The sequence below is a fragment of the Kitasatospora sp. NPDC036934 genome, assembly GCF_055608425.1.
This window is the reverse complement of record NZ_JBVJQR010000007.1, coordinates 5,155-28,811: the sequence shown is the minus strand read 5'-3', so window position 1 is coordinate 28,811 and position 23,657 is coordinate 5,155. Positions and strand designations below refer to the sequence as shown.

The following is a 23,657-nucleotide window of genomic DNA, read 5'->3' as shown; positions in this document are numbered from 1 at the left end:
GAGCTGCTGCACAGTCGTCGTTTCGAACGCTCGCATCCGGAGGTAGAGCTGATGACCGCCACCGACGAGGCCGGTACCGTCGGCCCCTCCGCCCGGCTGCTCCAGCTGTTCGAGGGGCACCGGCTGACGCCCACCCAGCGGCGGATCGCGCACTCCCTCGTCCGGCACGCCACCGAGGCGCCGTTCCTGTCCAGCGTCGAGGTCGCCGAACTCGCCGGCGTCAGCCAGCCCTCCGTCACCCGCTTCGCCGTCGCGCTCGGCTACGACGGCTACCCGGCGCTGCGCCGGCAGCTGCGCGAACTCGGCGCGGGCGAACCGGCCGCGCCCGAGACCCCGGACGACGCGGTGCGCAACGAGCACCAGCAGGCCGTGCTCGCCGAGATCGAGCACCTGCGCCACCTCGCCGAACTCCTCGCCGACCCCGAGCCGATCATCCGGGCCGCCCGGCTGCTCGCCGCCTCCCGCCCGCTGCCGGTGCTCGGGCTGCGGGCCGCCTCGGCGCAGGCCCGCGGCTTCGCCTACTTCGCGGCCAAGGTGCACCCGGACATCCGGCTGCTCGACGAGGGCGGCAGCATGCTCGCCGACCGACTGGAACAGGCCACCGCGGCGGGGGCGACCGCCCTGCTGTGCTTCGCACTGCCGCGCTACCCGCGGGAGTTGATGGACGCCCTGGTCGTCGCCCGGGAGTGCGGGCTGACCGTGCTCACCGTGGCCGACAGCGCCTTCTCGCCGGTCGCCAAGCTCTCCGACCTGATGCTGCCGGCCGCCGTCGGCACCGGGCTGGTCTTCGACACCGCCTGTGCGCCGATGATGCTCGGCCGGGTGCTGTTGCAGAGCATGTGCGACGAAATGCCGGGCGCGGAGGCCAGGTTGGAGGCGATCGAGCAGTCGGCGGCGGCCCGGGGGCTGTTCTTGGAGTAGGCACGGCCTGGAATAAGGCCGGGGGAGTACTCGCCAGGAACCCGGGCATCCCCTATGGCAGGGGGTGCCACCCATGCGCGTGATCCACGAGATGAAGTTCGTCGCCCGCCTGACCTCGGGTGCCGACGAATGGTCCTGCCCCGCCTGCGGACGCCGCGTCACCCTGCGGCGCCTGCCCGAACCCGAACTGACCGTCCTCGACCCGGGCGACGAGTCCGCCGTCCACGTGGGCGTCATCGAACCCGACGCCGCCGCGGCCACCGAGAAGTACGGCCTCGGCCCCGTCCAGAACGTCCCCCGCCCGCCCACCCCGCCGGCTCCGGACGCCGCCGACCGCCGCTGGCTGGCCGAGATCGGCATCGACTGGGACGGCGGCGCGGCTGCCTGAGCCGTCCACGCCGGTCCGTCCGGTCCGCTCCAGCCCGTACCGGCCTGCCGGGCGGGCCCTTCGGCGTGCCTGGAGGCTGCTTCCGGCCATGGCTGCTCCGATGGATCCGGGGTCTGGTCGAAAGCTGGTTGTTTAGTTATATTCAGCCAGAGCAGTCTTGAATGAATCCATCCGCAGAGAGGCCGGGACATGGTGCAGCAGCAGGCGAGCGGACCGCGTGAGGTGCGTGCGGCGCGCGGGACGAGGCTCACGACGCAGGGGTGGCAGCAGGAGGCCGCCCTGCGGATGCTGATGAACAACCTCGACCCGGAGGTGGCCGAGCACCCGTCGAAGCTGGTGGTGTACGGCGGCACCGGCAAGGCGGCGCGTGACTGGCGCTCCTTCGACGCGATGGTGAAGACGCTGCAGGGGCTGAAGCAGGACGAGACCATGCTGGTCCAGTCCGGGCGGCCGGTGGGCGTGATGCAGACCCACGAGTGGGCGCCGCGCGTGCTGATCGCCAACTCCAACCTGGTCGGCGACTGGGCCAACTGGGAGGAGTTCCGCCGGCTGGAGAGCCTCGGGCTCACCATGTACGGCCAGATGACCGCCGGCTCGTGGATCTACATCGGCACCCAGGGCATCCTCCAGGGCACCTACGAGACCTTCGCCGCCGTCGCCAACAAGCGGTTCAACGGCACGCTGGAGGGCACCATCACCCTCACCGCCGGCCTCGGCGGGATGGGCGGCGCCCAGCCGCTGGCCGTCACCATGAACGGCGGCGTGGCGATCTGCATCGACTGCGACCCGTCCCGGATCGCCCGCCGGATCGAGCACCGCTACCTGGACGTCGAGGCCAAGGACCTCTCCCACGCGCTGGAGCTGGCCACCGCCGCCCGCGACAAGCGGCAGCCGCTCTCCATCGGCGTGCTGGGCAACGCCGCCGAGCTGGTCCCGCAGTTGCTCGCGATGGACGCGCCGATCGACATCGTCACCGACCAGACCAGCGCCCACGACCCGCTGGCCTACCTGCCGGTCGGCGTCGCCTTCGACGACATGGCCGACTACGCGGCCGCCAAGCCCGCCGAGTTCACCCAGCGCGCCCGCGAGGCGATGGCCGCGCACGTCGAGGCGATGGTCGGCTTCCTGGACCGCGGCGCCGAGGTCTTCGACTACGGCAACTCGATCCGCGGCGAGGCCCAGCTGGCCGGCTACGACCGGGCCTTCGCCTTCCCCGGCTTCGTCCCGGCGTACATCCGCCCGCTGTTCTGCGAGGGCAAGGGCCCGTTCCGCTGGGCCGCGCTGTCCGGCGACCCGCAGGACATCCACAAGACCGACAAGGCCGTCCTCGACCTCTTCCCGGAGAACGAGTCGCTGCACCGCTGGATCAAGATGGCCCAGGAGAAGGTGCACTTCCAGGGCCTGCCCGCCCGCATCTGCTGGCTCGGCTACGGCGAGCGTGACAAGGCCGGCGAGCGCTTCAACGACATGGTCGCCTCCGGCGAGCTGTCCGCGCCGATCGTGATCGGCCGCGACCACCTGGACTGCGGCTCGGTCGCCTCCCCGTACCGCGAGACCGAGGCGATGCTGGACGGCTCGGACGCCATCGCCGACTGGCCGCTGCTCAACGCCATGGTCAACGTGGCCTCCGGCGCCTCCTGGGTGTCCATCCACCACGGCGGCGGCGTCGGCATCGGCCGCTCGATCCACGCCGGCCAGGTCACCGTGGCCGACGGTACGGCGCTGGCGGGCGAGAAGATCCGCCGGGTGCTCACCAACGACCCGGGCATGGGCGTCATCCGCCACGTGGACGCCGGCTACGACCGGGCCACCGAGGTCGCCGCCGAGCGTGGGGTCCGCGTCCCGATGGGCGAGCTGTGACCTTGAGTTTCGAAGAGATGTGGGCGGAGCTGCTCCCCGTGGGCCGCTCCGCCGCCTCCGGCGGCTACCGCCGCTTCGCCTGGAACTCCGCCGACGCCGAGTGCCGCGCCTGGTTCGAGCAGCAGGCCCGCGACCGCGGTCTGACGTACGAGCTGGACCGCAACGGCAACCAGTGGGCCTGGCTGGGCGATCCGCACGGTCAGGGCGCTATCGTCACCGGCTCGCACCTGGACTCCGTCCCGGACGGCGGCGCCTACGACGGCCCGCTCGGGGTGGTCTCCTCCTTCGCCGCGCTGGACGAACTGCGCTCCCGGGGGAGCGAGTTCACCAAGCCGCTGGCGATCGTCAACTTCGGTGACGAGGAGGGCGCCCGGTTCGGCGTGGCCTGCATCGGCTCCCGCCTGACCGCCGGGGTGCTCTCCCGGGAGGCCGCGTACGAGCTGCGCGACGCGGACGGCCGGCGGCTGCCCGACGCGATGGAGAAGGCCGGCTACGACCCGACCGCGCTCGGCGCGGACGACGAGCGGCTGTCCCGGATCGGCGCCTTCGTCGAACTCCACGTCGAGCAGGGCCGCTGCCTCGCCGAGGGGCAGCCGGTCGGCGTGGCGGGCGCGATCTGGCCGCACGGCCGCTGGCGGTTCGACTTCCACGGCGAGGCCAACCACGCCGGGACCACCCGGATCGAGGACCGCCGCGACCCGATGCTGACCTACGCCAACACGGTGCTCGCGGCCCGCAAGAAGGCGAAGCTGGCGGGCGCGCTGGCCACCTTCGGCAAGGTCGCGGTCGAGCCCAACGGCACCAACGCGATCGCCTCGCTGGTGCGCGGCTGGCTGGACTCCCGGGCCGCCGACGAGCGCACCCTGACCGAACTGGTCGCCGAGATCGAGCGGGCCGCCGCCGAGCGCGGCGAGCGCGACGGCGTCCGGGTCGAGCTGACCCGCGAGTCCTACACCCCGGTGGTGGACTTCGACGGTCCACTGCGCGACCGGCTCGCCAAGCTGCTGGACGCCCCGGTGCTGCCCACCGGCGCCGGACACGACGCCGGGATCCTGGCGTCCGCGATCCCCACCGCCATGCTGTTCGTGCGCAACCCCACCGGCGTCTCGCACTCCCCGGCCGAGCACGCCGAGGAGGCCGACTGCCTGGCCGGGGTCGCCGCCCTCGCCGACGTACTGGAGGACCTCGCGTGTCGCCGACCCTTCCGGTGAGCTACTGGGCTCAGTACGCCTGGCTGCCGCACCACAACGGGCCAGTGGTCGAGCCGGACGTGCTGATCACCCTCGGTGCCGACGGTCGGATCGCCCGGGTGGAGCCGGACAGCGGGCCCTGCCCGCCCGGCGCCGTCCGGCTGGACGGGCTGCTGCTGCCCGGCCAGGCGAACGCCCACTCGCACGCCTTCCACCGGGCGCTGCGCGGGCACGTCCAGGTCGGCTCCGGGACCTTCTGGACCTGGCGCGACACCATGTACCGGTTCGCCGGCGCGCTCGACCCGGACAGCTACCTGGCGCTCGCCACCGCCGTCTACGCCGAGATGGCGCTCGCCGGGATCAGCGCCGTCGGCGAGTTCCACTACCTGCACCACGCGCCCGGCGGCGCCCGCTACACCGACCCGAACGCGATGGGCGAGGCGCTGATCGAGGCCGCCGCCCGGGCCGGCATCCGGATCACCCTGCTGGACACCTGCTACCTGTCCTCGGGCTTCGGCGCCGAACCGACCCACCCGCAGCTGCGGTTCAGCGACGGCGACGCCGAGGCCTGGGCGGCCCGGGTGGACGCGCTCAAGCCGCGCGAGCACGCCCGGATCGGCGCCGCCATCCACTCCGTCCGGGCCGTCCCGGCCGAGCAGCTGGGCACCGTCGCGCACTGGTCGACGATGCGCGGCGCGCCGCTGCACGTCCACCTGTCCGAGCAGACCGCCGAGAACGACGCCTGCCTCGCCGCGCACGGCGTCACCCCGACCCGGCTGCTCGCCGACCACGGCGCGCTCGGCCCGCGCACCTCGGCCGTGCACGCCACCCACCTCACCGACGAGGACGTCGAGCTCCTCGCCGACTCGGGTACGACCGTCTGCATGTGTCCCACCACCGAGCGGGACCTCGCCGACGGCATCGGCCCGGCCCGGCGACTCGCCTCGGCGGGCAGCCCGATCTCCCTGGGCAGCGACAGCCACGCGGTGATCGACCCGTGGGAGGAGGCGCGGGCGCTGGAACTGGACGAGCGGCTGCGGACCCGCACCCGCGGCCACTGGACGGCCAACGCGCTGCTGCGGGCCGGGGGCGAGGACGGACACGCCTCGCTCGGCTGGCCCGAGGCCGGGCGGATCGAGACCGGGGCGCTCGCCGACTTCACGGTGATCGCGCTGGACTCGGTCCGTACGGCCGGGCCGCCGCCCCGGCTCGGCGCCGAGATCGCCGTCTTCGCGGCCTCGGCGGCGGACGTCCGGCACCTGGTGGTCGGCGGGCGGCACGTCGTCCGGGACGGCGTGCACCAGCTGGTGGCCGACGTGCCGGGGGCGCTGCTGACTGCCATCGGCGCCCTGGACTGCTGAGTTCCATGTCCAACTCGATTCGGAAGGCGTTGCCTTGAGCACCAGGACCACCTTGATCACGGGCATCGGCAGCCTGGTCACCAACGACCCCGGGCGCGGCACCGGGCCGCTCGGCCTGCTGGCCGACGCGGCCGTGGTGGTCGACGGCGACACCGTCGCCTGGGTCGGCCCGGCCGCGCAGGCTCCGGCGGCGGACGAGCGCTTCGACGCCGGGGGCCGGGCGCTGCTGCCCGGCTTCGTCGACTCGCACGCCCACCTGGTGTTCGCGGGGGACCGTACGGCCGAGTTCAACGCCCGGATGTCCGGGCAGTCGTACTCGGCGGGCGGTATCCGGACGACGGTGGCGGCCACCCGGGCGGCTTCGGACGCTGAACTGGACGCCAACCTGGCACGGTTCGTCCGGGAGGCGCTGCGGCAGGGGACCACCACCATCGAGTGCAAGTCCGGGTACGGGCTGACGGTCGAGGACGAGGCGCGGGCGCTGCGGATCGCCGCCCAGTACACGCCGGAGACGACGTACCTGGGCGCGCACATCGTGGCGCCCGAGTACGCCGAGGACCCGGCGGGCTATGTGGACCTGGTGACCGGCGAGATGCTGGACGCCTGTGCGCCGCACGCCCGTTGGGTGGACGTGTTCTGCGAGAAGGGCGCCTTCGACGGGGACCAGGCGCGGGCGGTCCTGACGGCGGGCATCGAGCGGGGGCTCACGCCGCGAGTGCACGCCAACCAGCTCACCTACGGGCCCGGCGTGCAGCTTGCGGTGGAGCTGGGGGCCGCCTCGGCGGACCACTGCACCCACCTGACCGACGAGGACGTGGCCGCGCTGGCGGGGTCGGCGACGGTCGCGACCCTGCTGCCGGGGGCGGAGTTCTCCACCCGGGCCGAGTACCCGAGCGGGCGGCGGCTGCTGGACGCGGGCGCGGTGGTGGCGCTGTCGACGGACTGCAACCCGGGCTCCAGCTTCACGAGTTCGATGGCGTTCTGCATCGCGGTCGCGGTGCGGGAGATGGGGATGACGCCGGACGAGGCGGTGTGGGCGGCCACGGCGGGCGGTGCCCACGCGCTGCGGCGGACGGACGTGGGGACGGTCGCGGTCGGCTCCCGGGCCGACCTGCTGCTGCTGGATGCGCCCTCGCACGTGCACCTCGCGTACCGCCCGGGCGTCCCGCTGACGGCGGCGGTGTGGCGGGCGGGGGTCCGGGAGGTCTGAGCCCCCGGCTGTGAACGGCCCCCGCGCCCCCGGGGTGGCGGGCGCGGGGGCTTCGCTTTCAGGGGGTGTTGGTCAGGTGGTCGAACTCGCCTGCCTTGGCGGCTTCGAGGAAGTCGGCGAACCTGAGGCGGGTGGTGCGGACTATGACCTCGCCGTCGTCGGACTCGCGGAGTTCGACTACTCCTTCAAGTGCGCGCACCTCGACGCAGTTGCTGGCTGCTTCGCTGAAGCTGGATTTCTGCCACTCGGAGCTATTCATACTTGTCGTTCAGTTCCTTCATGATCGAGCGAATGTAATCTCGCGACTCGCTCTCAGGGAGCGCGACGGTTTCGATGCGCTCAAAGATCGCGCGATAGCCCGCCAGCTGGGCGAGCGAGTCGAAGATGTGGGAGCCGTGGGACGAGTCGGCCTGGACCGTATCCAGCTCCGGTACCGGGCCTTCCGCGTAGATCAGGTTCTCACTGGGGCCAGGGAAGTCGGCCGTATCGAACGGTACGACTCGAAGCGAGACTCCCGAAAGCTCGGAGTCTTCGACGAGTGAAGCAAGCTGTTCTATGAGAACTGCGGGACCGCCGTACTGAATTCGCAGCGCTGCCTCGTGGATCAGTGCCACGTACGGCGTTTCACCGGATCGAATGATCTGCTGCCTGCGCAGGCGGAACCCCACCCTGCGATCGACCTCGCGACTGGGAAGAGGAGTGAAACCTCTCGCGAAAACGGCGGCGGCATAGGGGGCCGTCTGAAGCAGCCCCGGGATGAAGCCGATGTTGAAGCTCTTGAGCCTCTTCGCATGTCCCTCCATTTCCGCCACATCAATGGGGGCGGCTGTCAGGGTGTTGCGATACTCATCCCACCAGGCCCGATCTCGTTCCCTGGCGATCCCGGCGAGCGCATCGACCAAGGGTGCGTTGGCGCACATGCAAGCCTCCGCGATCTCGTGCAGGCGCTCCACGCTGACTGCGGACTTCCCGTTCTCCATCTGCGTCACCAGAGCTGGAGTCACACCGAGCAAGCGGGCGAGGTGGCTGCCCGCGAAGCCGGCCTGCTCTCGCATCCTCCGCAGTTCAGCACCGAGTCGACGCTGGCGAAGGGTCGGGTTCTGGCGGTTGGCCATGGCGTCCTCTCTACCGGTACAGGCGCCAGTCTGCCGTGCCGCGTGCAGGGGTGGCCATCCAGGGGATGACTCCATCGGGGGAACCTTCGCGCATTGAGCTTAACGTTAAGCTCCGATGCGCTATCGTCGTTCTCGGCTCAATCCGACGGATCGTCAGTAAAGCCTGCACTCAAGGCAGTAGGCGCCTGCTGCCCGCACGCCGAAGAGCAACCGCCGCCCCGGCCTGGCTCACGGTGACGACCGCCATCACCTCTCCCCACACCACAGCCTCACGGAGGTTCCCGTGTGCACCCGTAACACCCCCTCGCTCACCCTCTCCCGGCAGGCCCTGCGGGACGCCATGACCCGCAGTGGCGGGTGGGACGCCGACATCATCTTCAGCGCCGAACTCGCCCTCTGCGAGCTCATCTCCAACGCCTGGCGGCACGGTGAAACCCCCGCGCCCGTCGTCTGGTTCTCCATCCTCGACCGCACCCTCCGGGTCACGGTCTCCGACGAGAGCGACGCCCTCCCGCAGCTGCGGACGACCTCCGGCCTCGCCGAGACCGGCCGAGGCCTCCAGCTGATCGAGGGCCTCACCGACCGCTGGGGCGTCGACCCGCAGAAGCGCGGCAAGACCACCTGGTACGAGCTGGACTCCGACGCGTGACCCGCGACCCGGTCGCGCCGGACGACCCCCGGATGCGCGACTACACCGAGCCCCAGATCACCGCCCTCCTCGGTGAGTTGCACCGCCGGGGCCTCCCCTACGGGCTCCTCTGGGGCTCCGCCGGCACCCCCGAGACCACCCTCGACGGCCGCATCCTCGTCGACTTCGGCAACGCGCCGGTCAGCACCCTCCTCAACCTCCTCCACCTCCTCCGCGACCTGGAGCGCGACGAGCCGTGGCACCGGTGAACCTCTTCGTCGGCGCGATCCTCCTCGCCCTGCTCGCCCTCGCGATCGCCACCGTCGCCCTCGGCGTCATCGCGACCCTCAAGATGCCCCAGCCCGACGACCCCGACGACCACCACTGACCCAACGCGAAGGCCCTCACTCGCCCAGGGTGAGGGCCTTGCGGGCCCCGTGCGCCGCGAATCGGGCTGGATGCAACTTTCTTTTGACCTCCAGGTCAAAAATGGTGTTACGGTGGAGCCATGGGCAGGCCGAAGGAGTTCGATCCGGACGAGGCGGTGGAGCGCGCCATGGGCGTGTTCTGGCGCAAGGGGTACGCCGCGACGACGCCGCAGGACCTCGTGGACGGGATCGGCATCGGCAAGGGCAGTCTGTACAACGCCTTCGGCAGTAAGCACGCCTTGTTCGAGCGGGCGCTCAAGCGCTACCGCGACTCACAGGCCGAGTGGCTGGAGGCGCTTCTCGATCACCCGGGTTCGGCGAAGGATCGACTGCGGGGTGCGCTGGAGGCGCTGGTCGAGCTCGACCTGGGTGACCCGGATCGGCGCGGCTGCATGGCGGTCAACACCGCCGCCGAGTTGGCCACCTCGGACGCTGGAGCGAGGGACGCGGCGCGCAGGATGTTCGCGCGTACGGAGAGTGCGTTGCGGGCGACCGTTGAGGAAGGTCAGCGGGCCGGTGAGATCGCCGTTGGCCGCGACGCGGCGGCGGTGGCGGCCTGGTTGCTCGCGACGGTGATCGGCATGCGCGTGCTGGCGAAGACCGCTGAGGACGCAACGCAGTTGAGGCGGGTCGTGGACGCGGCGATCGGGTCGTTGTAGTCCGACGCCTACCGGTCGGCGCTGTCTTCATTTTTTGCGGCCCAGTTTTGTACCTGCAATTCAAATATCTTCGAGGAGTCTGACATGGAGCTCGATCTCGCCGGGAAGACCGCAGTCGTCACCGGAGCCAGCCGAGGCGTGGGCCTCGCGATCACCCGGCAGCTCATCGCCGAGGGGGTCCGCGTGGTGGGTGCGGCCCGCACGATCACGGCTGAGCTGAAGGAGGCCGGGGCCCACCCGGTGGCGGTGGACCTGAGCACGCCGCAAGGCGCCGAGGAGTTGGGGGCGCAGGCGCTCGCGGAACTGGGTGGGGTGGACATCCTGGTCAACAACCTGGGCGGCGGCGACTCGTTCACCTTCGGCGGGTTCCTCGCGACCGACGACAACCTGTGGGCGCAGAGCTTCGAGGTCAACCTGTTCGGCACGGTCCGGGTCACCCGCCGACTGCTGCCGAGCCTCCTGGAGCGCCGCGGTTCGGTGGTGAACATCTCGTCGATGAGCGCACGCCTGCCGGGCACGGGCCCGATCGAGTACGGCGCTGCCAAGGCGGGTCTCAACGCATTCGGCAAGGCGCTGTCCGAGGAGTTCGGCCCCCAGGGTGTACGTGTGAACACTGTCTCTCCCGGTCCGACGCGTACCGGCATGTGGGAGGACGCCGACGGCTTCGGTGCCCGCCTCGCAGAGGCGAACGGTGTCGGGCACCGCGACTTCGTTGCCGGGGTGCCCGCGGCGATGGGCCTGACCACCGGCCGCATGGTCGAGCCCGATGAGGTCGCGGCCGTCGTCGCGTTCCTCGTCTCGGACCGCGCGGCAAGCGTCACCGGCGCTGATTACGTCGTCGAGGGCGGCGGCATCAAGACGGTGTGAAACGGCTGGGGCGGTGAGGAGACGCCCGCCCCGTCCGGTCCGGCGCGGGAAGTCGGCCGGGCCGACTTCCCGCGCGTTCGGGTTCTAGTCGGGGGTGTTGCCCTCGGCCAGGACCTGGATCAGGATGCGTCCTTCGGGATCCGTTACGACCGCAGATGCTGCCACGACCACCCGGTTGAACTCGGGGGCGTCGGGACCGTCGTAGTACTCGGTCCGTGCCATACGATCAGCTCTCCCTCCCTGTACACCGACGTATCAATCCAGGCAGGCCAAGGCGTTGGCGATGAGGGAACGCGCTGCGGCGCCGCGCGCTGCGCCCTGTGAGAGCCGATCAAAGGCGCGGGCATACAGATCGACCTGGCCGGGCTCCGTAAGTGTCGAGGCGGCATCCAGCGTGTCCGCATGGACCCTGGTGTCATCGAAGATCGTGAAGGTCGGCATGGGCCACACGGTCCGCTGCGCCGCGAACGGGACGATGCCCACGGCGACGTTCGGAAGATCCATGACTCCGAACAGGTGGCCCAGCTGTGCCGCCATGGCTTCGGTACCGCACACGCGGTACCGCAGCACTGACTCCTCCAGGACGAACGAGAACCGGCGCCCGCCATTGCTCAGCACCGTGTTGCGCTTCATGCGGGCCGCCACGGCATCGTCCACGTCGTTCGGGGTTCCCCGGAAGTCCGCGATGGACGACAGCAGGGCGGTGGCGTATCTGGGTGTCTGGAGGAATCCCGGGATCACGTCGGAGACGTAGACCCGGAACGTCTCGGTCTGTCGGTACAGGTCCCCGGTGGACTCTTGCAGCCGACGTAGTCCGCTTCGCTGGAGTTGTCGCCACCGCACATGAGCGTCGGCGGACTGCCGATTGGCGGCGATCAGGTCGGGGACTTGGCCGTCGGCGTCACAGGCTCGGCACCAGGCCCTGATGTCGGCGTCAGAGGGAGGTGTTCTGGCGTTCTCGATCCGGGATGACTTCGATTCCGACCAGCCGCACTTGGCGGCCAGCTCCCGCCCGCTGAGCCCCGCGTCCTTCCGGATCCCGCTCAGTCGGCCGGCAAGGGCCTCGCGGGCCTTCTGGACGCTTGGGGAGGGGGGCGCAGGCATGGAGCCGGCCTTCGTCAGATCTCGTACTGGTGATGCGGGACCGCTCGTTCCCAGACTGCTTCGAACGCACTGGCGCACAGCTCCACGGTCTCCGGGTCTGCCGTGATCTCGTCCTCGACCACGGCACCGTCGCCGGAGAAGTGGTGTACCCGAAGCAGTGCACCGTCGAAGAGCCAGAAGTCGTTTCCCGGCAGGGGGATGCTCGTGGCCCGTCGCCGAGGCAACCAGCGGACGTCCTCGCCCGCCGTGACGTTGGCGTGGGTTACGTAGTGCTCCCAGCGGATGTACTCGGACACGGGCTCGGACACGATCCGAGCCCGACGGATGATCACGCCCCGGGCCACGGTGTCCGCGATCAGTTGGTCGTAGGGGTGCCACCAGGACTCACGGTCTTCCCAGTTGACCCGTTCACCGCGCTGCCACGCCTCGAAGCGTTCTGTCGGAGCGTATGAGTCCCGCAGTTCCAGATGGACGGCGGACCGACAGCACTGTTCAAGCAGTTCAGCGAAGTTGGGCACGCTCGATGACATCACACGCCTCCCTGATCATGGGCACCATCCGGGCTGGAAGCCTGACGATGGACTCGTCGCCGGGCACCGAGCCGTTCGCGGGGCTGCTCCCCTCGCAGTCCGCCTGAGTCTGGGGGTGCGGGTTCCATCCCTGGAAGAGGATCTCCTGAGCCACCGGGTCCACCCACACGGTGGGGCAGTGGTCCCGATCGGTGTTGGGGTCGATGCCAACGAACTCCACGGCCATGGCTGGCTCCCTGGTCTAGGTGCTTGCTCGGGCTTGCACAAGCTTGTCCAAGCAGCTGATACGTAGTCAATATCTGGATTTGACCGATTCGTTGGCGTGCAAGCTCATGCAAGTTCGTAGAGATCGGCGCATCACCGTCCGTAACGTCGCTCATGCCGATGAGACGGATGGCAGAGGGTTTCCTCGGTCGGACCAGCAGCGGAAGGGGAAGAACATGGGCAAGCGCGGAGGCGGGTCCGGCGACGGCAAGGGCGGCGGGCAGCAGGATGACAGCAACAAGGGTGCCGGGCACGGCGGTGGCGGGTCCGACGAGGGTGGCAACACCTCCGACGGCTCGTCCCCGGCGGGCGGCGGCAAGTGACTGGCGAATCGCGCAAGGAGGCGAGCCCCCAGGGGCTCGCCTCCGCGCTGGTGGCCGACGGCGTACTGTCCTCGGACTGGCTTCCCTCCTTCAACGCCGTACCCCGTGAACTGTTCGTCCCGGACCGTATCTGGCCGGGCATCGCGGACGGCACGCGACAGAACCCCGTGGTGTACCGGTCGCAGGACCCCGGCTCATGGCGGCGGGCGGTCTACTCGGACATCCCGTTGACCACGCAGTGGGATGACGGGGAGCACGCTGGCGACGGGCTCGGCACAACCCCAACCTCGTCCAACTCCATGCCCACCATGGTGTTCTCGATGCTCCGGGACCTCGATGTGCGCCCGGGGGACAGGGTGCTGGAGGTCGGTGCCGGCACGGGTTGGAACGCGGGGCTGCTGGCCCACCGCCTGGGGAGCCTCAACGTGGTGACGGTCGAGTACGATCCGGACGTCGCCCGCGGTGCTCGCGCGAACCTGGAGCGGGCCGGACTCGCGCCGACTGTCGTAGGGGGCGACGGACGGCAGGGCTGGCCGGACGGCGCTCCGTACGACCGGATCATCGCCACCTGCTCCCTGCTGGAGATCCCTCCCGCATGGCTGGCCCAGACGGCGCCCGGCGGGATCATCGTGGCGCCGTTCGGCACCGAGTACGGCGGCGAGCAGATCGTCCGGCTGATCGTCAACGACGACGGCACCAGCGGCAGTGGCCGGTTCACCCGGAGCTCGGCGTTCATGCGGCTGCGCCAACAGCGCACGGACCGGCCGCCCTTCGAGGCCTACCTCCACGGGCAGGAGTGGCCCGCCGACGCGGTGAGGTCCACCACGACGCTCGCCCCGCCGGACACCGGCGGGTGGTTCGAGCAGTTCGTCATCGGTGTGGCCGTCCCCGGCGCCTTCTGGCGGGCGGAGCGCTACGACGACGGCGCGTACACCCTCTGGCTCTACAGCCGGGACACCCGATCCTGGGCGTCCGCCGACTACCAGCGGGGCCGCACCGAGTACGAGGTGTACCAGTCCGGCCCCCGGAGCCTCTGGGACGAGGTGGAGGCCGCCTGGCGCTGGTGGGACGACCAGGGCCGCCCCGGCTTCGACCGTTTCGGCCTCACGGCCACCCCGGACGCCCACACTGTCTGGCTCGACTCCCCGGAGAACCCGGTGCCCGAACGCGTCGCAAGGGGAGACCAAGGGTGACCCGGCGCGGGAAGTCGGCCGGGCCGACTTCCCGCGCGTTCAGGGGCCCTGCTCAGGTCACGGCCAACGACTTGCGCAGGAAGTGCAGTTCGTGCAGCAGCAGGTTCTCCACCGTCGCCTCGTCGGTCGGCCGGTGGCCGGCGCCGCGCAGGGGGAGGACCTCGTGCGGGCGGCCGGCGGCGAGGAGGGCGGCGGAGAGCCGCAGGGCGTGGACGGGGAAGACGTTGTCGTCGGCGAGGCCCTGGACCAGCAGTAGGGGGCGGCTCAGGTTCGGGGCCTCGGTGATCAGGTCGCAGGAGGCGTAGTGCTCGGGGTGCTCGTCCGGGTGGCCGAGGAAGCGTTCCTGCCAGTGGGTGTCGTAGAGCCGGTGGTCGGTGGGCGCGGCCCCGGCCGAGGCGGCGTGGAAGACGTCCGGGCGGCGCAGCACGGCGAGGGCGGCGAGGTAGCCGCCGTAGGACCAGCCGCGGATGGCGACCCGGTCGAGGTCGAGCAGGCCGGGCCGCAGTCGGGCGGTCTCCTGCAAGCCCTCGATCTGGTCCTCCAGGGCGGGGCCGGCCTTGTCGCCCCAGACGGACTTCTCCCACAGCGGCCCGCGCCCCGGCGTACCGCGGCCGTCGACCACCAGCACCGCGAAGCCCTGGTCGGCGAACCACTGGGACACCTGCTCGTACCAGGCCCCGCCGGTGGTGACCTTCTGCATGGCCGGCCCGGCGTACGGGTCGAGCAGTACAGGCAGCGGGCCGTCGCCCGGGCGGTGGCCGGCGGGCAGGAAGAGGTGGGCGCGCAGTTCGCGCGGGCCGAGGCGGAGCAGCTCGGGATGGGCGTCGACGGCGGGTGGCTCGGCGTGCGAGGTGAGCGGGAGAGGCGGACGGCCCTCACGAAGGACGGTGGTGCGGGCGCCGGTGGTGAGCACCAGCGTGCCGCCCCGCCCCAGCCCGCTGTGCACGCCGGGTCCGCTGCTCAACTTCCTTATGCCGAAGCTCGGTTCGTACGACCACAGGTGGGTGTCGGTCGGCTCGTCGGAGGCGGTGAACAGCACCCGCTCGCCTTCCACGCCGACGACCGCCCGCAGTTGCAGCCCGGCCGGGGAAACAGGTGCGCCGTCGACGGTCAGGTGGCGGGTGCCGTCGAGATCGGCGGTGTCGACCAGCGCTCCGCCCGCCGTCCGGACCGGCAGCCCGGGCAGCAGTTCGACCCAGTGCGCGTCGGTGCGCTCGGCGAGTACCCGGGTGGCGCCGTCCGTCCCGATCGCCAGGGTGCGGACGGTCCGCTGGTCGCGGCTCTGCACGGCGGCGTACGGGCCGTGGCCGTCCCAGCCGGCGGCGGTGAGGTACTCGAAGGCGGCGCGGTCCCAGCGGACCTCGGTGCGGCTGCCGTCGAGGCCGAGCAGCCAGAGCGTGACCTCGGCGTTGGCGGTCCCGGCCAGCGGGTAGCGGATGGCGCGCGGGGGCTGTTGCGGATCGGCGGGGTCGGCGAGGTACCAGCGGGTGACCGGGCGGTCGTCGACCCGGGCGACCAGCAGACCAGTGCCGTCGGGGGACCACCAGTGGCCGCGGTCGCGGTACATCTCCCCGGCGGCGACGTACTCGGCGAGGCCGTAGCCGACGTCCTCGGCCTCGGGCTCGGCGAGCGCCCGGTCGCCGCCCGTGCCGTCGGTGTCGACCACCCGCAGGGCGCCGCCGCTGACGTAGGCGATCCGGCGGCCGGCCGGGTCGAGGCGGGGGTCCTCCGGGGCATTGGCGGAGGCGATCGGGCGCACCGGGCCCGAGGCGGTGTCGGCCAGCCACAGCGTGCCGTCCAGCGTGAAGGCGGCCCACGAGCCCGAGGCGTCGGTGGAGTACGAGGCGATGCCGCCGGAGGCACCGAGCGCGGCCGGGTCGGCGACCAGCCGTTCCGCGCCGGTCGCGGTGTCCAGCGCCCAGAGGCAGGTGATCGGGTCGGTGCCGCCCCGGCTGCGCAGGAACAGCACGGTGGAGCCGTCGGCGGTGGGCTGCGGCCGGACGGGGGCGCCCAGGGTGAACCGCCGGGTGCGGGCGAGCCGGCGGGGCAGTGAGTCGGTCGTCATGCCGGGGACCATAGGCACACCCCGGGCGGGCCTGTCGAGGCGATAAGTCGGGCTGACAAGGCGGCAACGGGGGTGACAGAACGCCCGGGGCCGCCGTGGATCTCAGGAATCCACGGCGGCCCCGGGGCCTCAACGGGCTGGCGTCAGTGGACGTCGCCCATGAGCTTGACGACCTTCTTGCGGTACATCGCCAGCGCGATGCCCGCGACGATCGCCATGACGCCCTGGACCGCGAAGTACGCGGTGCTGCCGACCACCTTGTCGCCCAGCACCAGCTGGAAGATGGCGGCGACGCAGTCACCCGCGGTGACGGCGAGGAACCAGACGCCCATCATCTGGCTGGCGTACTTGGTCGGTGCCAGCTTGGTGGTGACGGACAGGCCGACCGGGGAGAGGGTGAGCTCGCCGACGGTCTGGACCAGGTAGACCATGGCCAGCCACAGCGGGGTGACCTTGGTGTCGCCGGAGGCGGAGGCCATCGCCAGCATCATGACGATGAAGGAGGCGCCGATCATCAGCAGGCCGAAGGCGAACTTCATGGTGGTGCTGGGGTTCTTCGACCGGCGGGCCAGCGCGACCCAGATCCAGGCGAAGACCGGGGCCAGCGCCATGATGTACAGCGGGTTGAGCGACTGGAACCAGCTGGACGGGAAGTTGAACCCGAACAGCGTGGACGCGGTGTGCTCGTCGGCGAAGATGTTCAGCGTCGAGCCGGACTGGTCGTAGATCATCCAGAACACGGCGGCGGCGATGAAGAACCAGATGTAGCCGCTCATCTTGGACTGCTCGTTGGCGTCGAGGTCCTTGTCGCGCTTCACCTTGGTGAAGACCAGGACCGGGATCGCCAGGCCCGCGATGGACAGCGGCCAGATCGCCCAGTTGATGGTGAAGTGGCCGGTGGCGGCGACGACCCCGTAGAAGACGGCGGCGATGGCCAGCCAGATGCCCGCCTTGGTGAAGATCTTCCGCTTCTCGTCCGGGGTGATCGGCGAGGTGACGAGGTTGCTCTTCGGGCTCAGGTGGCGGGTGCCCAGCAGGAACTGGCCCAGGCCGAGGGCCATGCCGACACCGGCGAGGGCGAAGCCCAGGTGCCAGTTGACGCTCTGGCCGACGGTGCCGATGACCAGCGGGGCCGCGAAGGCACCGAGGTTGATGCCCATGTAGAAGACGGTGAAGCCACCGTCGCGGCGCGGGTCGTTCGGGCCGTCGTAGAGGTGGCCGACCATCGTCGAGATGTTGGCCTTGAGCAGGCCGGAGCCGACCGCGATGAACGCGAGGCCGACGAAGAACGACGCGCTGAAGGGGACCGCCAGCAGGAAGTGGCCGATCATGATGATCGTGCCGCCGACCGCGACGGTCTTGCGGGCGCCGAGGAAGCGGTCCGCGATCCAGCCGCCCGGCAGGGCCAGCAGGTAGACCATGGCCGTGTAAACGCTGTACACGGCGGCGGCGACGGCCGTCTTCATGGCCAGGCCGCCGTCGGCGACGGAAGCGGTCATGTAGAGCACCAGCAGGGCGCGCATGCCGTAGTAGCTGAAGCGCTCCCACATCTCGCTCATGAAGAGAGTGGCGAGTCCCCGGGGATGGCCGAGGAAGGTCTTGCCGCCAGGAGTGGCCGACGTGGTGCCGGTGTCCAGGGTCGTAGACGCCATGAGTAGTGGTTCCTTGCCTGATCGCGTCCGCCTAGGGGGGTGGCGGCGGACGAACTTGAACCACTCTACGTGGCGATATTTGGCGTTATCAGATGACAAAAGCCACGAATCAGGTATGGGAATGGCAAAGTTCGGGGCAGATCTTCCCGGCTTATCCATGGTAGGCGGGCATCTCTTCCTTAGGTTTCAAGATCCAAGTGGAGATTCTTCGCCGAACGACCGGTAGACGACGCCCCGTTGACCCCGGATGGCCCCTTGTATAACGATCACGCTCTGTGAACTACCTCACAGGGCGTACGGCCATACCCGAGCGGACTACCATCACCACATGACCTGTGTGCTGCTCGCCGAGGACGATCCGGCGATCTCCGAACCGCTCGCCCGGGCCCTGCGACGCGAGGGCTATGAGGTGCTCGTCCGCGAGGACGGTCCGACCGCACTCGCCGCAGGCCTCACCGAGGAGGTCGATCTCATCGTCCTCGACCTCGGCCTGCCCGAGATGGACGGCCTCGAGGTCTGCCGCCGTCTGCGCGCCGACGGCAAGAGCTGCCCCGTGCTGGTGCTCACCGCCCGCGCCGACGAGGTGGACACCGTGGTCGGCCTGGACGCCGGCGCCGACGACTACGTCACCAAGCCCTTCCGTCTGGCCGAACTGCTCGCCCGCGTCCGGGCCCTGCTCCGGCGCGGCAACGTCGACCAGCTCACCACCGGCGCGCACGGGGTGAAGATCGACATCGAGTCCCACCGCGCCTGGCTCGGCGAGGAGGAGCTGACCCTCTCCGCCAAGGAGTTCGAGCTGCTGCGCGTCCTGGTCCGCGACGCCGGCCGGGTGGTCACCCGCGAGGAGATCATGCGGCAGGTCTGGGACACCACCTGGTGGACCTCGACCAAGACCCTGGACATGCACATCTCCTGGCTCCGCAAGAAGCTCGGCGACGACGCGGCGAACCCGCGCTACATCGCCACCGTGCGCGGAGTCGGGTTCCGGTTCGAGAAGAATTAGCCCCGTACGGAGATCGAGGCCGGGCGGCGGCCGATGAAGCGGAACACCTCGGGGAGCAGCAGCGTGAAACGCCGGATGATCAACTCGCTGCTGGTCGTCGTCCTGGTGGTCGTCGTGGTGTTCTGCGTGCCGCTCGCCCTCGTCGAGAAGCGCACCATCGTCAACTCGGCCCAGGACCGGGTCGACGCGACCGCCGTTCGGGTGCTCGCCCTGGTCGAGAGCCGCCTCACCGCCGGTGAGTCGGTCAAGGAGGGGCGCGTCTTCGAGAGCCAGGTCACCGAGGGCAGCTACGTCGAGGTGCAGATCCCCGGCCAGCCCGTGCTCTCGGCCGGCGACCGCCCGGCCGGGAGCCACCTGCTGAAGGCCGTCGAGCACGGCATCAGCGGTGAGATCGTCACCGTCGAGCAGTCCCGCGAGGACGTCGACCACGAGATCGCCAACAATCTGCTGCTGCTCGGCGTGGTCGCCCTGCTGGCCATCCAGGCCGCCGTGGCGCTCGCCGTCTGGCAGGCCAAACGGCTCGCCCGGCCGCTCACCGACCTCGCCGAGACCGCCGAACGGCTCGGCTCCGGGGACCCGCGCCCGCGCGACCGCCGGTACGGGGTGCCCGAACTGGACCGGATCGCCGAGGTGCTGGACACCAGTGCCGAGCGGATCGCCCGGATGCTCACCGCCGAACGCCGGCTCGCCGCTGACGCCTCCCACCAGCTGCGCACCCCGCTCACCGCGCTGTCGATGCGGCTGGAGGAGATCACCGCCCTCGCCGAGGAGCCGGAGACCGTCAAGGAGGAGGCGACCATCGCCCTCCAGCAGGTCGAGCGGCTCACCGACGTCGTCCAGCGGCTGCTGACCACCCAGCGCGACCCGCGCAGTCCCACCGCCGTCGCCTTCGACCTGGACGAGGTGATCAAGCAGCAGGTGGAGGAGTGGGGCCCGACGCTGCGCGAGCGGGGCCGGGTGCTGTCCCTGGAAGGCCTGCACGGGGTCACCGCGGTCGGCACCCCGGGCACGGTGGCCCAGGTGCTCGCCACCCTGATCGAGAACTCGCTGATGCACGGCGCCGGGACGATCACCCTGCGGGTGCGGCCCTCCGGCACCTCGGTGGTGGTGGAGGTCCAGGACCAGGGCGCCGGGGTGCCCGCCGACCTCGGCAACCGGGTGTTCGAGCGGGCGGTCAGCGGCCGCAACTCCACCGGCATCGGCCTGGCCGTCGCCCGTGACCTCGCGGAGGCGGACGGCGGGCGGCTGGAGCTGCTCTCGCTGAAGCCCGCGGTGTTCGCGCTCTTCCTCGGCCGCAGCCACGACGACTGACGGCCGGGGGCGCGGCGACTGGCGGCCGGGGGCGCGGCGGCCGGACGAACGGGCCGGAACGCCGCTACTCGGCCTTGGCGTAGCGGATCTGCTCGGCGGCCAGCATCAGCTCGGCCTGGGCGGCCAGCTCCTGGCCGCTGGCGCCGTCGACGGCCTGGGCGGCCGGTGCGGCCGGTGCGGTCCGGGCGGTCGGCTCGGGCTCCGGGAGGGCCTTGAACACCCAGGTGCGGTACGAGATGAACCGGAACACGGTGGCGATGGCGAGGCCGACCACCTTGGCGCCGATCTGCTCGTAGCTCGTGTCCAGGCCGAGCACGTACCGGGAGAAGCCGAGCACGCCGGTCTCGATCAGCATGCCGATGCCGCTGAACACCAGGAACAGCGTGATCTCCCGCTTGCGGGAGGCGGCGTCGCGGTCCCGGTACAGCCAGTAGCGGTAGCCCAGGTAGTTGGTGGCGATCGCGATCACCGTGGCGACGACGTTGGACCGCAGTGAGGCCAGGCCCATCCCGTTGAGGCAGACCCAGAACACGGCGAAGTTGACCACCACGCCGCTCAGGCCGACGATGCCGAACTTCACGACTTCGCCGGAAAACCCACTCGACACCTTCTGCAGGAGCGAGGGGTTCGAAGCTGCGGTCGTCGCCATACCGGGTGGCCTCCATGTACCTACGGGAAAAGGGTGTCCCACTGGGCCGGGGGCACCCCTTGAGCCCTGCGTGCACGCACATGATCCGACCGCGCGGACGAGGACCTAGCCGTCCAGGCTACCCGCTTCCACCGAACGGCTCAGCCGTACTACCCCGGGGTTGACATCTACGCGCGTCCACTACTCACCGCCCCACCTCGGCTCCAAGGCCCCCCACCGGCCCGGATATCCTGGCCGGGTGACTTCCCCGGGCAATGTGAATTTTCCAGTGGTGGGCATGATCGGCGGCGGGCAGCTGGCCCGCATGGCACACCAGGCGGGCATCCCGCTCGGGGTCAGGTTCAAGCTCCTCGCCGACACCCCCCAGGACTCCGCCGCACAGGTGGTCTCCGACGTCGTCCTCGGTGACTACCGCGACCTCGACACCCTGCGCCGCTTCGCGGCCGGCTGCGACGTGATCACCTTCGACCACGAGCACGTCCCCACCGAGCACCTGCGGGCCCTGGAGGCCGACGGCATCGCCGTCCGCCCCGGCCCGGAGGCGCTGGTCAACGCCCAGGACAAGGGCGTGATGCGGGCCAAGCTCGACTCCATCGGGGTGCCCTGCCCCCGGCACCGGATCGTCGCCGACCCGGCGGACGTCACCGCCTTCGCGAACGAGGGCGCGGGCTACCCGGTCGTGCTGAAGACCGTCCGCGGCGGCTACGACGGCAAGGGCGTCTGGGTCGTCGACGACGAGCAGGAGGCTCAGGCCCCGTTCCTGGCCGGCGTCCCGGTGCTGGCCGAGGAGAAGGTCGACTTCGTCCGCGAGCTGGCCGCCAACGTGGTCCGCTCGCCCAGCGGCCAGGCCGTCGCCTACCCGGTGGTCGAGAGCATCCAGGAGAACGGCGTCTGCGCCGAGGTCACCGCCCCCGCGCCGGACCTCGATCCGGCCCTGTCCGACGAGGCCCAGCAGCTCGCCCTGCGGATCGCCGGCGACCTCGGCATCGTCGGCCACCTCGCCGTCGAGCTGTTCCAGACCCGGGACGGCCGGATCCTGGTCAACGAGCTGGCCATGCGCCCGCACAACTCCGGGCACTGGACCCAGGACGGTGCGGTCACCTCGCAGTTCGAGAACCACCTGCGGGCCGTCCTCGACCTCCCGCTCGGCGACCCCCGGCCGCGCGCCAAGTGGACCGTCATGGTCAACGTCCTCGGCGGCGACTACCCGGACATGTACCACGCCTTCCTGCACTGCATGGCCCGCGACCCCGGGCTGCGGATCCACATGTACGGGAAGGACGTGAAGCCCGGCCGCAAGGTCGGCCACGTCAACGTCTTCGGGGACGACCTCGACGACGTCCGCGAGCGCGCCCGCCACGCGGCCGCCTACCTGCGAGGAACGATCACCGAATGACCTCTCCTGTCGTTGGCATCGTGATGGGCTCGGACTCCGACTGGCCGGTCATGGAGGCCGCTGCCCAGGCCCTGGACGAGTTCGAGATCCCCTACGAGGTGGACGTCGTCTCCGCCCACCGGATGCCCCGCGAGATGGTCGCGTACGGCGAGAACGCCCACCGGCGCGGCCTGAAGGCGATCATCGCGGGCGCCGGCGGCGCCGCCCACCTGCCGGGCATGCTCGCCTCCGTCACCCCGCTGCCGGTCATCGGCGTGCCGGTGCCGCTGCGCTACCTGGACGGCATGGACAGCCTGCTGTCGATCGTCCAGATGCCGGCCGGCGTCCCGGTGGCCACCGTCTCGGTGGCCGGCGCGCGCAACGCCGGCCTGCTCGCGGTGCGGATGCTCGCGGCCTTCGACCCGGAGCTCGCCGAGAAGATGACCGACTTCCAGGCCGAGCTGAACAACCAGGCCACCGAGAAGGGCAAGAAGCTCCGGGCCAAGGTGGCCGGCTCCTCCTCCTTCGGCTTCGGCAAGTAGACCCGCGGCGGGGTGGGGTAGAACAGCCCGTATGACCTCCGACTCCCTCACCCCGCTGGACCGCGCCCGCGCCCTGCTGCGCACCGCCCCCGTGGTGGACGGCCACAACGACCTCCCCTGGGCGATGCGCGAGCAGGTCGGCTACGACCTCACAGCGCTCGACCTCACCACCGACCAGGCCGGCCGCCTGCACACCGACTTCGCCCGCCTCGCGGAGGGCGGGGTCGGCGCGCAGTTCTGGTCCGTCTACGTGCCGACCGCGCTGACCGGGGACCACGCGGTGAGCGCCACCCTGGAACAGATCGACTTCGTCCGCACCCTGGTCGAGCGCTACCCCGACCGGCTGCGCCTGGCCCGTACCGCCGCCGACATCGAGGCCGCCCGGGCCGACGGCCGGATCGCCTCGCTGATGGGCGCCGAGGGCGGCCACTCGATCGACTGCTCGCTGGCCACCCTGCGCGCCCTGTACGAGCTGGGGGTGCGCTACCTGACGCTCACCCACAACGACAACGTGCCGTGGGCCGACTCCGCTACCGACAAGCCGGTGGCCGGCGGGCTGACCCGGTTCGGCGAAGAGGTCGTCCGGGAGATGAACCGGCTCGGCATGCTGGTCGACCTCTCGCACGTCTCCGCCGACACCATGCGGGACGCCCTGCGGGTCACCGAGGCGCCGGTGGTCTTCTCGCACTCCTCCGCGCGCGCGATCTGCGACCACCCGCGCAACATCCCGGACGACGTGCTCGCCCAGCTGCCCGCCAACGGCGGCATCGCGATGGCCACCTTCGTGCCGAAGTTCATCCTCCCCGCCGCCGTCGAGTGGACCCTGTCCGCCGACGAGAACATGCGCGCCCACGGTTTCCACCCGCTGGACACCACCCCGCCGGCCATGGAGCGCCAGCACGCCTACGAGGCCGCCAATCCGCGCCCAGCTGCCCGCCAACGGCGGCATCGCGATGGCCACCTTCGTGCCGAAGTTCATCCTCCCCGCCGCCGTCGAGTGGACCCTGTCCGCCGACGAG

26 protein-coding genes and 1 pseudogene are annotated in these 23,657 nt (G+C 70.9%); 18 read left to right on the top strand and 9 right to left on the bottom strand.

Going from position 1 to position 23,657, the window contains the following annotated elements:
* Nucleotides 1-51 precede the first annotated feature (51 nt).
* The 6 genes from ACZ7BZ_RS12235 (at nucleotide 52) to hutI (ending at nucleotide 6,930) form a co-directional block, all read left to right on the top strand.
* Nucleotides 52-921: a MurR/RpiR family transcriptional regulator gene (locus ACZ7BZ_RS12235; RefSeq protein WP_380461325.1), complete on the top strand. Its 870-nt coding sequence runs from the start codon at nucleotides 52-54 to the stop codon at nucleotides 919-921.
* Nucleotides 922-994: 73 nt separating this feature from the next.
* Nucleotides 995-1,309, top strand: coding sequence for a hypothetical protein (locus ACZ7BZ_RS12230; RefSeq protein WP_470358305.1), 315 nt, complete (start codon nucleotides 995-997; stop codon nucleotides 1,307-1,309).
* 189 nt (nucleotides 1,310-1,498) lie between these two features.
* Nucleotides 1,499-3,169 (top strand): urocanate hydratase, encoded by a 1,671-nt coding sequence (hutU, locus tag ACZ7BZ_RS12225; RefSeq protein ID WP_470358304.1) that lies wholly within the window; start codon nucleotides 1,499-1,501, stop codon nucleotides 3,167-3,169.
* Between the two features lie 17 nt (nucleotides 3,170-3,186).
* Nucleotides 3,187-4,380 carry an allantoate amidohydrolase gene (locus ACZ7BZ_RS12220; protein WP_470358458.1) on the top strand — a complete coding sequence of 398 codons (1,194 nt, stop codon included), beginning with the start codon at nucleotides 3,187-3,189 and terminating at the stop codon, nucleotides 4,378-4,380.
* On the top strand, nucleotides 4,359-5,720 hold the full coding sequence (locus ACZ7BZ_RS12215) for a formimidoylglutamate deiminase (protein ID WP_470358303.1): 1,362 nt from the start codon (nucleotides 4,359-4,361) through the stop codon (nucleotides 5,718-5,720). Before ACZ7BZ_RS12220 ends, ACZ7BZ_RS12215 begins: the two co-directional genes overlap by 22 nt.
* A gap of 34 nt (nucleotides 5,721-5,754) precedes the next feature.
* Entirely contained in the window at nucleotides 5,755-6,930 is a 1,176-nt protein-coding gene (hutI, locus tag ACZ7BZ_RS12210; protein WP_470358302.1) for an imidazolonepropionase, read from the top strand.
* A gap of 58 nt (nucleotides 6,931-6,988) precedes the next feature.
* Here hutI and ACZ7BZ_RS12205 read toward each other — a convergent pair whose 3' ends face one another.
* Complete coding sequence (locus ACZ7BZ_RS12205; RefSeq protein ID WP_470358301.1) at nucleotides 6,989-7,189, bottom strand: DUF397 domain-containing protein; 201 nt, start codon at nucleotides 7,187-7,189, stop codon at nucleotides 6,989-6,991.
* Nucleotides 7,182-8,045 carry a helix-turn-helix domain-containing protein gene (locus ACZ7BZ_RS12200; protein WP_470358300.1) on the bottom strand — a complete coding sequence of 288 codons (864 nt, stop codon included), beginning with the start codon at nucleotides 8,043-8,045 and terminating at the stop codon, nucleotides 7,182-7,184. The genes ACZ7BZ_RS12205 and ACZ7BZ_RS12200 overlap by 8 nt, the downstream gene beginning before the upstream one ends.
* Nucleotides 8,046-8,328: 283 nt before the next feature.
* Between ACZ7BZ_RS12200 and ACZ7BZ_RS12195 the strand changes: the two genes are divergently transcribed.
* The 5 genes from ACZ7BZ_RS12195 to ACZ7BZ_RS12175 all read left to right on the top strand — a co-directional run bounded on the left by ACZ7BZ_RS12195 (nucleotide 8,329) and on the right by ACZ7BZ_RS12175 (nucleotide 10,627).
* Nucleotides 8,329-8,694 carry an ATP-binding protein gene (locus ACZ7BZ_RS12195; RefSeq protein ID WP_470358299.1) on the top strand — a complete coding sequence of 122 codons (366 nt, stop codon included), beginning with the start codon at nucleotides 8,329-8,331 and terminating at the stop codon, nucleotides 8,692-8,694.
* Nucleotides 8,691-8,942 carry a hypothetical protein gene (locus ACZ7BZ_RS12190; protein ID WP_470358298.1) on the top strand — a complete coding sequence of 84 codons (252 nt, stop codon included), beginning with the start codon at nucleotides 8,691-8,693 and terminating at the stop codon, nucleotides 8,940-8,942. Before ACZ7BZ_RS12195 ends, ACZ7BZ_RS12190 begins: the two co-directional genes overlap by 4 nt.
* Nucleotides 8,930-9,061 carry a hypothetical protein gene (locus ACZ7BZ_RS12185; protein ID WP_470358297.1) on the top strand — a complete coding sequence of 44 codons (132 nt, stop codon included), beginning with the start codon at nucleotides 8,930-8,932 and terminating at the stop codon, nucleotides 9,059-9,061. The genes ACZ7BZ_RS12190 and ACZ7BZ_RS12185 overlap by 13 nt, the downstream gene beginning before the upstream one ends.
* A 120-nt stretch (nucleotides 9,062-9,181) precedes the next feature.
* Entirely contained in the window at nucleotides 9,182-9,760 is a 579-nt protein-coding gene (locus ACZ7BZ_RS12180) for a TetR/AcrR family transcriptional regulator (protein WP_470358296.1), read from the top strand.
* Nucleotides 9,761-9,844: 84 nt separating this feature from the next.
* The gene (locus ACZ7BZ_RS12175) at nucleotides 9,845-10,627 is read left to right on the top strand and encodes an oxidoreductase (protein WP_470358295.1); all 783 of its coding nucleotides are present in this window, start codon (nucleotides 9,845-9,847) and stop codon (nucleotides 10,625-10,627) included.
* Between the two features lie 114 nt (nucleotides 10,628-10,741).
* On the opposite strand, the pseudogene ACZ7BZ_RS12170 reads toward ACZ7BZ_RS12175, so the two are convergent.
* The 4 genes and pseudogenes from ACZ7BZ_RS12170 to ACZ7BZ_RS12155 all read right to left on the bottom strand — a co-directional run.
* Nucleotides 10,742-10,849 (bottom strand): annotated as a pseudogene (locus tag ACZ7BZ_RS12170) (DNA mismatch repair protein MutT); the annotation flags it as partial.
* A gap of 33 nt (nucleotides 10,850-10,882) precedes the next feature.
* Complete coding sequence (locus ACZ7BZ_RS12165; RefSeq protein ID WP_470358293.1) at nucleotides 10,883-11,731, bottom strand: helix-turn-helix domain-containing protein; 849 nt, start codon at nucleotides 11,729-11,731, stop codon at nucleotides 10,883-10,885.
* 14 nt (nucleotides 11,732-11,745) lie between these two features.
* On the bottom strand, nucleotides 11,746-12,261 hold the full coding sequence (locus tag ACZ7BZ_RS12160; protein WP_470358292.1) for a DUF6879 family protein: 516 nt from the start codon (nucleotides 12,259-12,261) through the stop codon (nucleotides 11,746-11,748).
* Nucleotides 12,233-12,487 (bottom strand): hypothetical protein, encoded by a 255-nt coding sequence (locus ACZ7BZ_RS12155; RefSeq protein ID WP_470358291.1) that lies wholly within the window; start codon nucleotides 12,485-12,487, stop codon nucleotides 12,233-12,235. The genes ACZ7BZ_RS12160 and ACZ7BZ_RS12155 overlap by 29 nt, the downstream gene beginning before the upstream one ends.
* A 214-nt stretch (nucleotides 12,488-12,701) precedes the next feature.
* Here ACZ7BZ_RS12155 and ACZ7BZ_RS12150 point away from each other — a divergent pair, with 214 nt between their 5' ends.
* Nucleotides 12,702-12,848, top strand: coding sequence for a hypothetical protein (locus tag ACZ7BZ_RS12150; RefSeq protein WP_380461339.1), 147 nt, complete (start codon nucleotides 12,702-12,704; stop codon nucleotides 12,846-12,848).
* The gene (locus ACZ7BZ_RS12145; RefSeq protein ID WP_470358290.1) at nucleotides 12,845-14,041 is read left to right on the top strand and encodes a methyltransferase domain-containing protein; all 1,197 of its coding nucleotides are present in this window, start codon (nucleotides 12,845-12,847) and stop codon (nucleotides 14,039-14,041) included. The genes ACZ7BZ_RS12150 and ACZ7BZ_RS12145 overlap by 4 nt, the downstream gene beginning before the upstream one ends.
* Nucleotides 14,042-14,093: 52 nt before the next feature.
* On the opposite strand, the gene ACZ7BZ_RS12140 is transcribed toward ACZ7BZ_RS12145, so the two are convergent.
* Entirely contained in the window at nucleotides 14,094-16,106 is a 2,013-nt protein-coding gene (locus tag ACZ7BZ_RS12140) for a prolyl oligopeptidase family serine peptidase (protein ID WP_470358289.1), read from the bottom strand.
* Between the two features lie 143 nt (nucleotides 16,107-16,249).
* Entirely contained in the window at nucleotides 16,250-17,758 is a 1,509-nt protein-coding gene (locus tag ACZ7BZ_RS12135; protein WP_470358288.1) for a peptide MFS transporter, read from the bottom strand.
* A 328-nt stretch (nucleotides 17,759-18,086) separates the two neighbouring features.
* On the opposite strand from ACZ7BZ_RS12135, the gene ACZ7BZ_RS12130 reads away from it, so the two are divergent.
* Both ACZ7BZ_RS12130 and ACZ7BZ_RS12125 read left to right on the top strand, forming a co-directional pair.
* Nucleotides 18,087-18,761, top strand: a complete 675-nt coding sequence (locus ACZ7BZ_RS12130) for a response regulator transcription factor (RefSeq protein ID WP_402954461.1) — start codon at nucleotides 18,087-18,089, stop codon at nucleotides 18,759-18,761.
* 63 nt (nucleotides 18,762-18,824) lie between these two features.
* Entirely contained in the window at nucleotides 18,825-20,072 is a 1,248-nt protein-coding gene (locus ACZ7BZ_RS12125; RefSeq protein WP_470358287.1) for an ATP-binding protein, read from the top strand.
* Nucleotides 20,073-20,136: 64 nt separating this feature from the next.
* Here ACZ7BZ_RS12125 and ACZ7BZ_RS12120 read toward each other — a convergent pair whose 3' ends face one another.
* Nucleotides 20,137-20,721, bottom strand: coding sequence for a GtrA family protein (locus ACZ7BZ_RS12120; protein ID WP_470358286.1), 585 nt, complete (start codon nucleotides 20,719-20,721; stop codon nucleotides 20,137-20,139).
* A gap of 256 nt (nucleotides 20,722-20,977) precedes the next feature.
* On the opposite strand from ACZ7BZ_RS12120, the gene ACZ7BZ_RS12115 reads away from it, so the two are divergent.
* The 3 genes from ACZ7BZ_RS12115 to ACZ7BZ_RS12105 all read left to right on the top strand — a co-directional run.
* Complete coding sequence (locus tag ACZ7BZ_RS12115) at nucleotides 20,978-22,117, top strand: 5-(carboxyamino)imidazole ribonucleotide synthase (protein ID WP_470358285.1); 1,140 nt, start codon at nucleotides 20,978-20,980, stop codon at nucleotides 22,115-22,117.
* Nucleotides 22,114-22,638, top strand: coding sequence for a 5-(carboxyamino)imidazole ribonucleotide mutase (purE, locus tag ACZ7BZ_RS12110; RefSeq protein ID WP_380461346.1), 525 nt, complete (start codon nucleotides 22,114-22,116; stop codon nucleotides 22,636-22,638). Before ACZ7BZ_RS12115 ends, purE begins: the two co-directional genes overlap by 4 nt.
* A 31-nt stretch (nucleotides 22,639-22,669) precedes the next feature.
* Nucleotides 22,670-23,657, top strand: a 988-nt coding sequence (locus ACZ7BZ_RS12105) for a dipeptidase (protein ID WP_470358284.1), incomplete at its 3' end; no start/stop codon positions are given.

Coding starts and splice junctions, on each gene's coding strand:
- ACZ7BZ_RS12235 (WP_380461325.1), top strand. CDS start 52: ATGACCGCCACCGACGAGGCCGGTACCGTCGGCCCCTCCGCCCGGCTG.
- ACZ7BZ_RS12230 (WP_470358305.1), top strand. CDS start 995: ATGCGCGTGATCCACGAGATGAAGTTCGTCGCCCGCCTGACCTCGGGT.
- hutU (WP_470358304.1), top strand. CDS start 1,499: ATGGTGCAGCAGCAGGCGAGCGGACCGCGTGAGGTGCGTGCGGCGCGC.
- ACZ7BZ_RS12220 (WP_470358458.1), top strand. CDS start 3,187: ATGTGGGCGGAGCTGCTCCCCGTGGGCCGCTCCGCCGCCTCCGGCGGC.
- ACZ7BZ_RS12205 (WP_470358301.1), bottom strand. CDS start 7,189: ATGAATAGCTCCGAGTGGCAGAAATCCAGCTTCAGCGAAGCAGCCAGC.
- ACZ7BZ_RS12200 (WP_470358300.1), bottom strand. CDS start 8,045: ATGGCCAACCGCCAGAACCCGACCCTTCGCCAGCGTCGACTCGGTGCT.
- ACZ7BZ_RS12180 (WP_470358296.1), top strand. CDS start 9,182: ATGGGCAGGCCGAAGGAGTTCGATCCGGACGAGGCGGTGGAGCGCGCC.
- ACZ7BZ_RS12175 (WP_470358295.1), top strand. CDS start 9,845: ATGGAGCTCGATCTCGCCGGGAAGACCGCAGTCGTCACCGGAGCCAGC.
- ACZ7BZ_RS12165 (WP_470358293.1), bottom strand. CDS start 11,731: ATGCCTGCGCCCCCCTCCCCAAGCGTCCAGAAGGCCCGCGAGGCCCTT.
- ACZ7BZ_RS12160 (WP_470358292.1), bottom strand. CDS start 12,261: ATGTCATCGAGCGTGCCCAACTTCGCTGAACTGCTTGAACAGTGCTGT.
- ACZ7BZ_RS12155 (WP_470358291.1), bottom strand. CDS start 12,487: ATGGCCGTGGAGTTCGTTGGCATCGACCCCAACACCGATCGGGACCAC.
- ACZ7BZ_RS12150 (WP_380461339.1), top strand. CDS start 12,702: ATGGGCAAGCGCGGAGGCGGGTCCGGCGACGGCAAGGGCGGCGGGCAG.
- ACZ7BZ_RS12140 (WP_470358289.1), bottom strand. CDS start 16,106: ATGACGACCGACTCACTGCCCCGCCGGCTCGCCCGCACCCGGCGGTTC.
- ACZ7BZ_RS12135 (WP_470358288.1), bottom strand. CDS start 17,758: ATGGCGTCTACGACCCTGGACACCGGCACCACGTCGGCCACTCCTGGC.
- ACZ7BZ_RS12130 (WP_402954461.1), top strand. CDS start 18,087: ATGACCTGTGTGCTGCTCGCCGAGGACGATCCGGCGATCTCCGAACCG.
- ACZ7BZ_RS12120 (WP_470358286.1), bottom strand. CDS start 20,721: ATGGCGACGACCGCAGCTTCGAACCCCTCGCTCCTGCAGAAGGTGTCG.
- purE (WP_380461346.1), top strand. CDS start 22,114: ATGACCTCTCCTGTCGTTGGCATCGTGATGGGCTCGGACTCCGACTGG.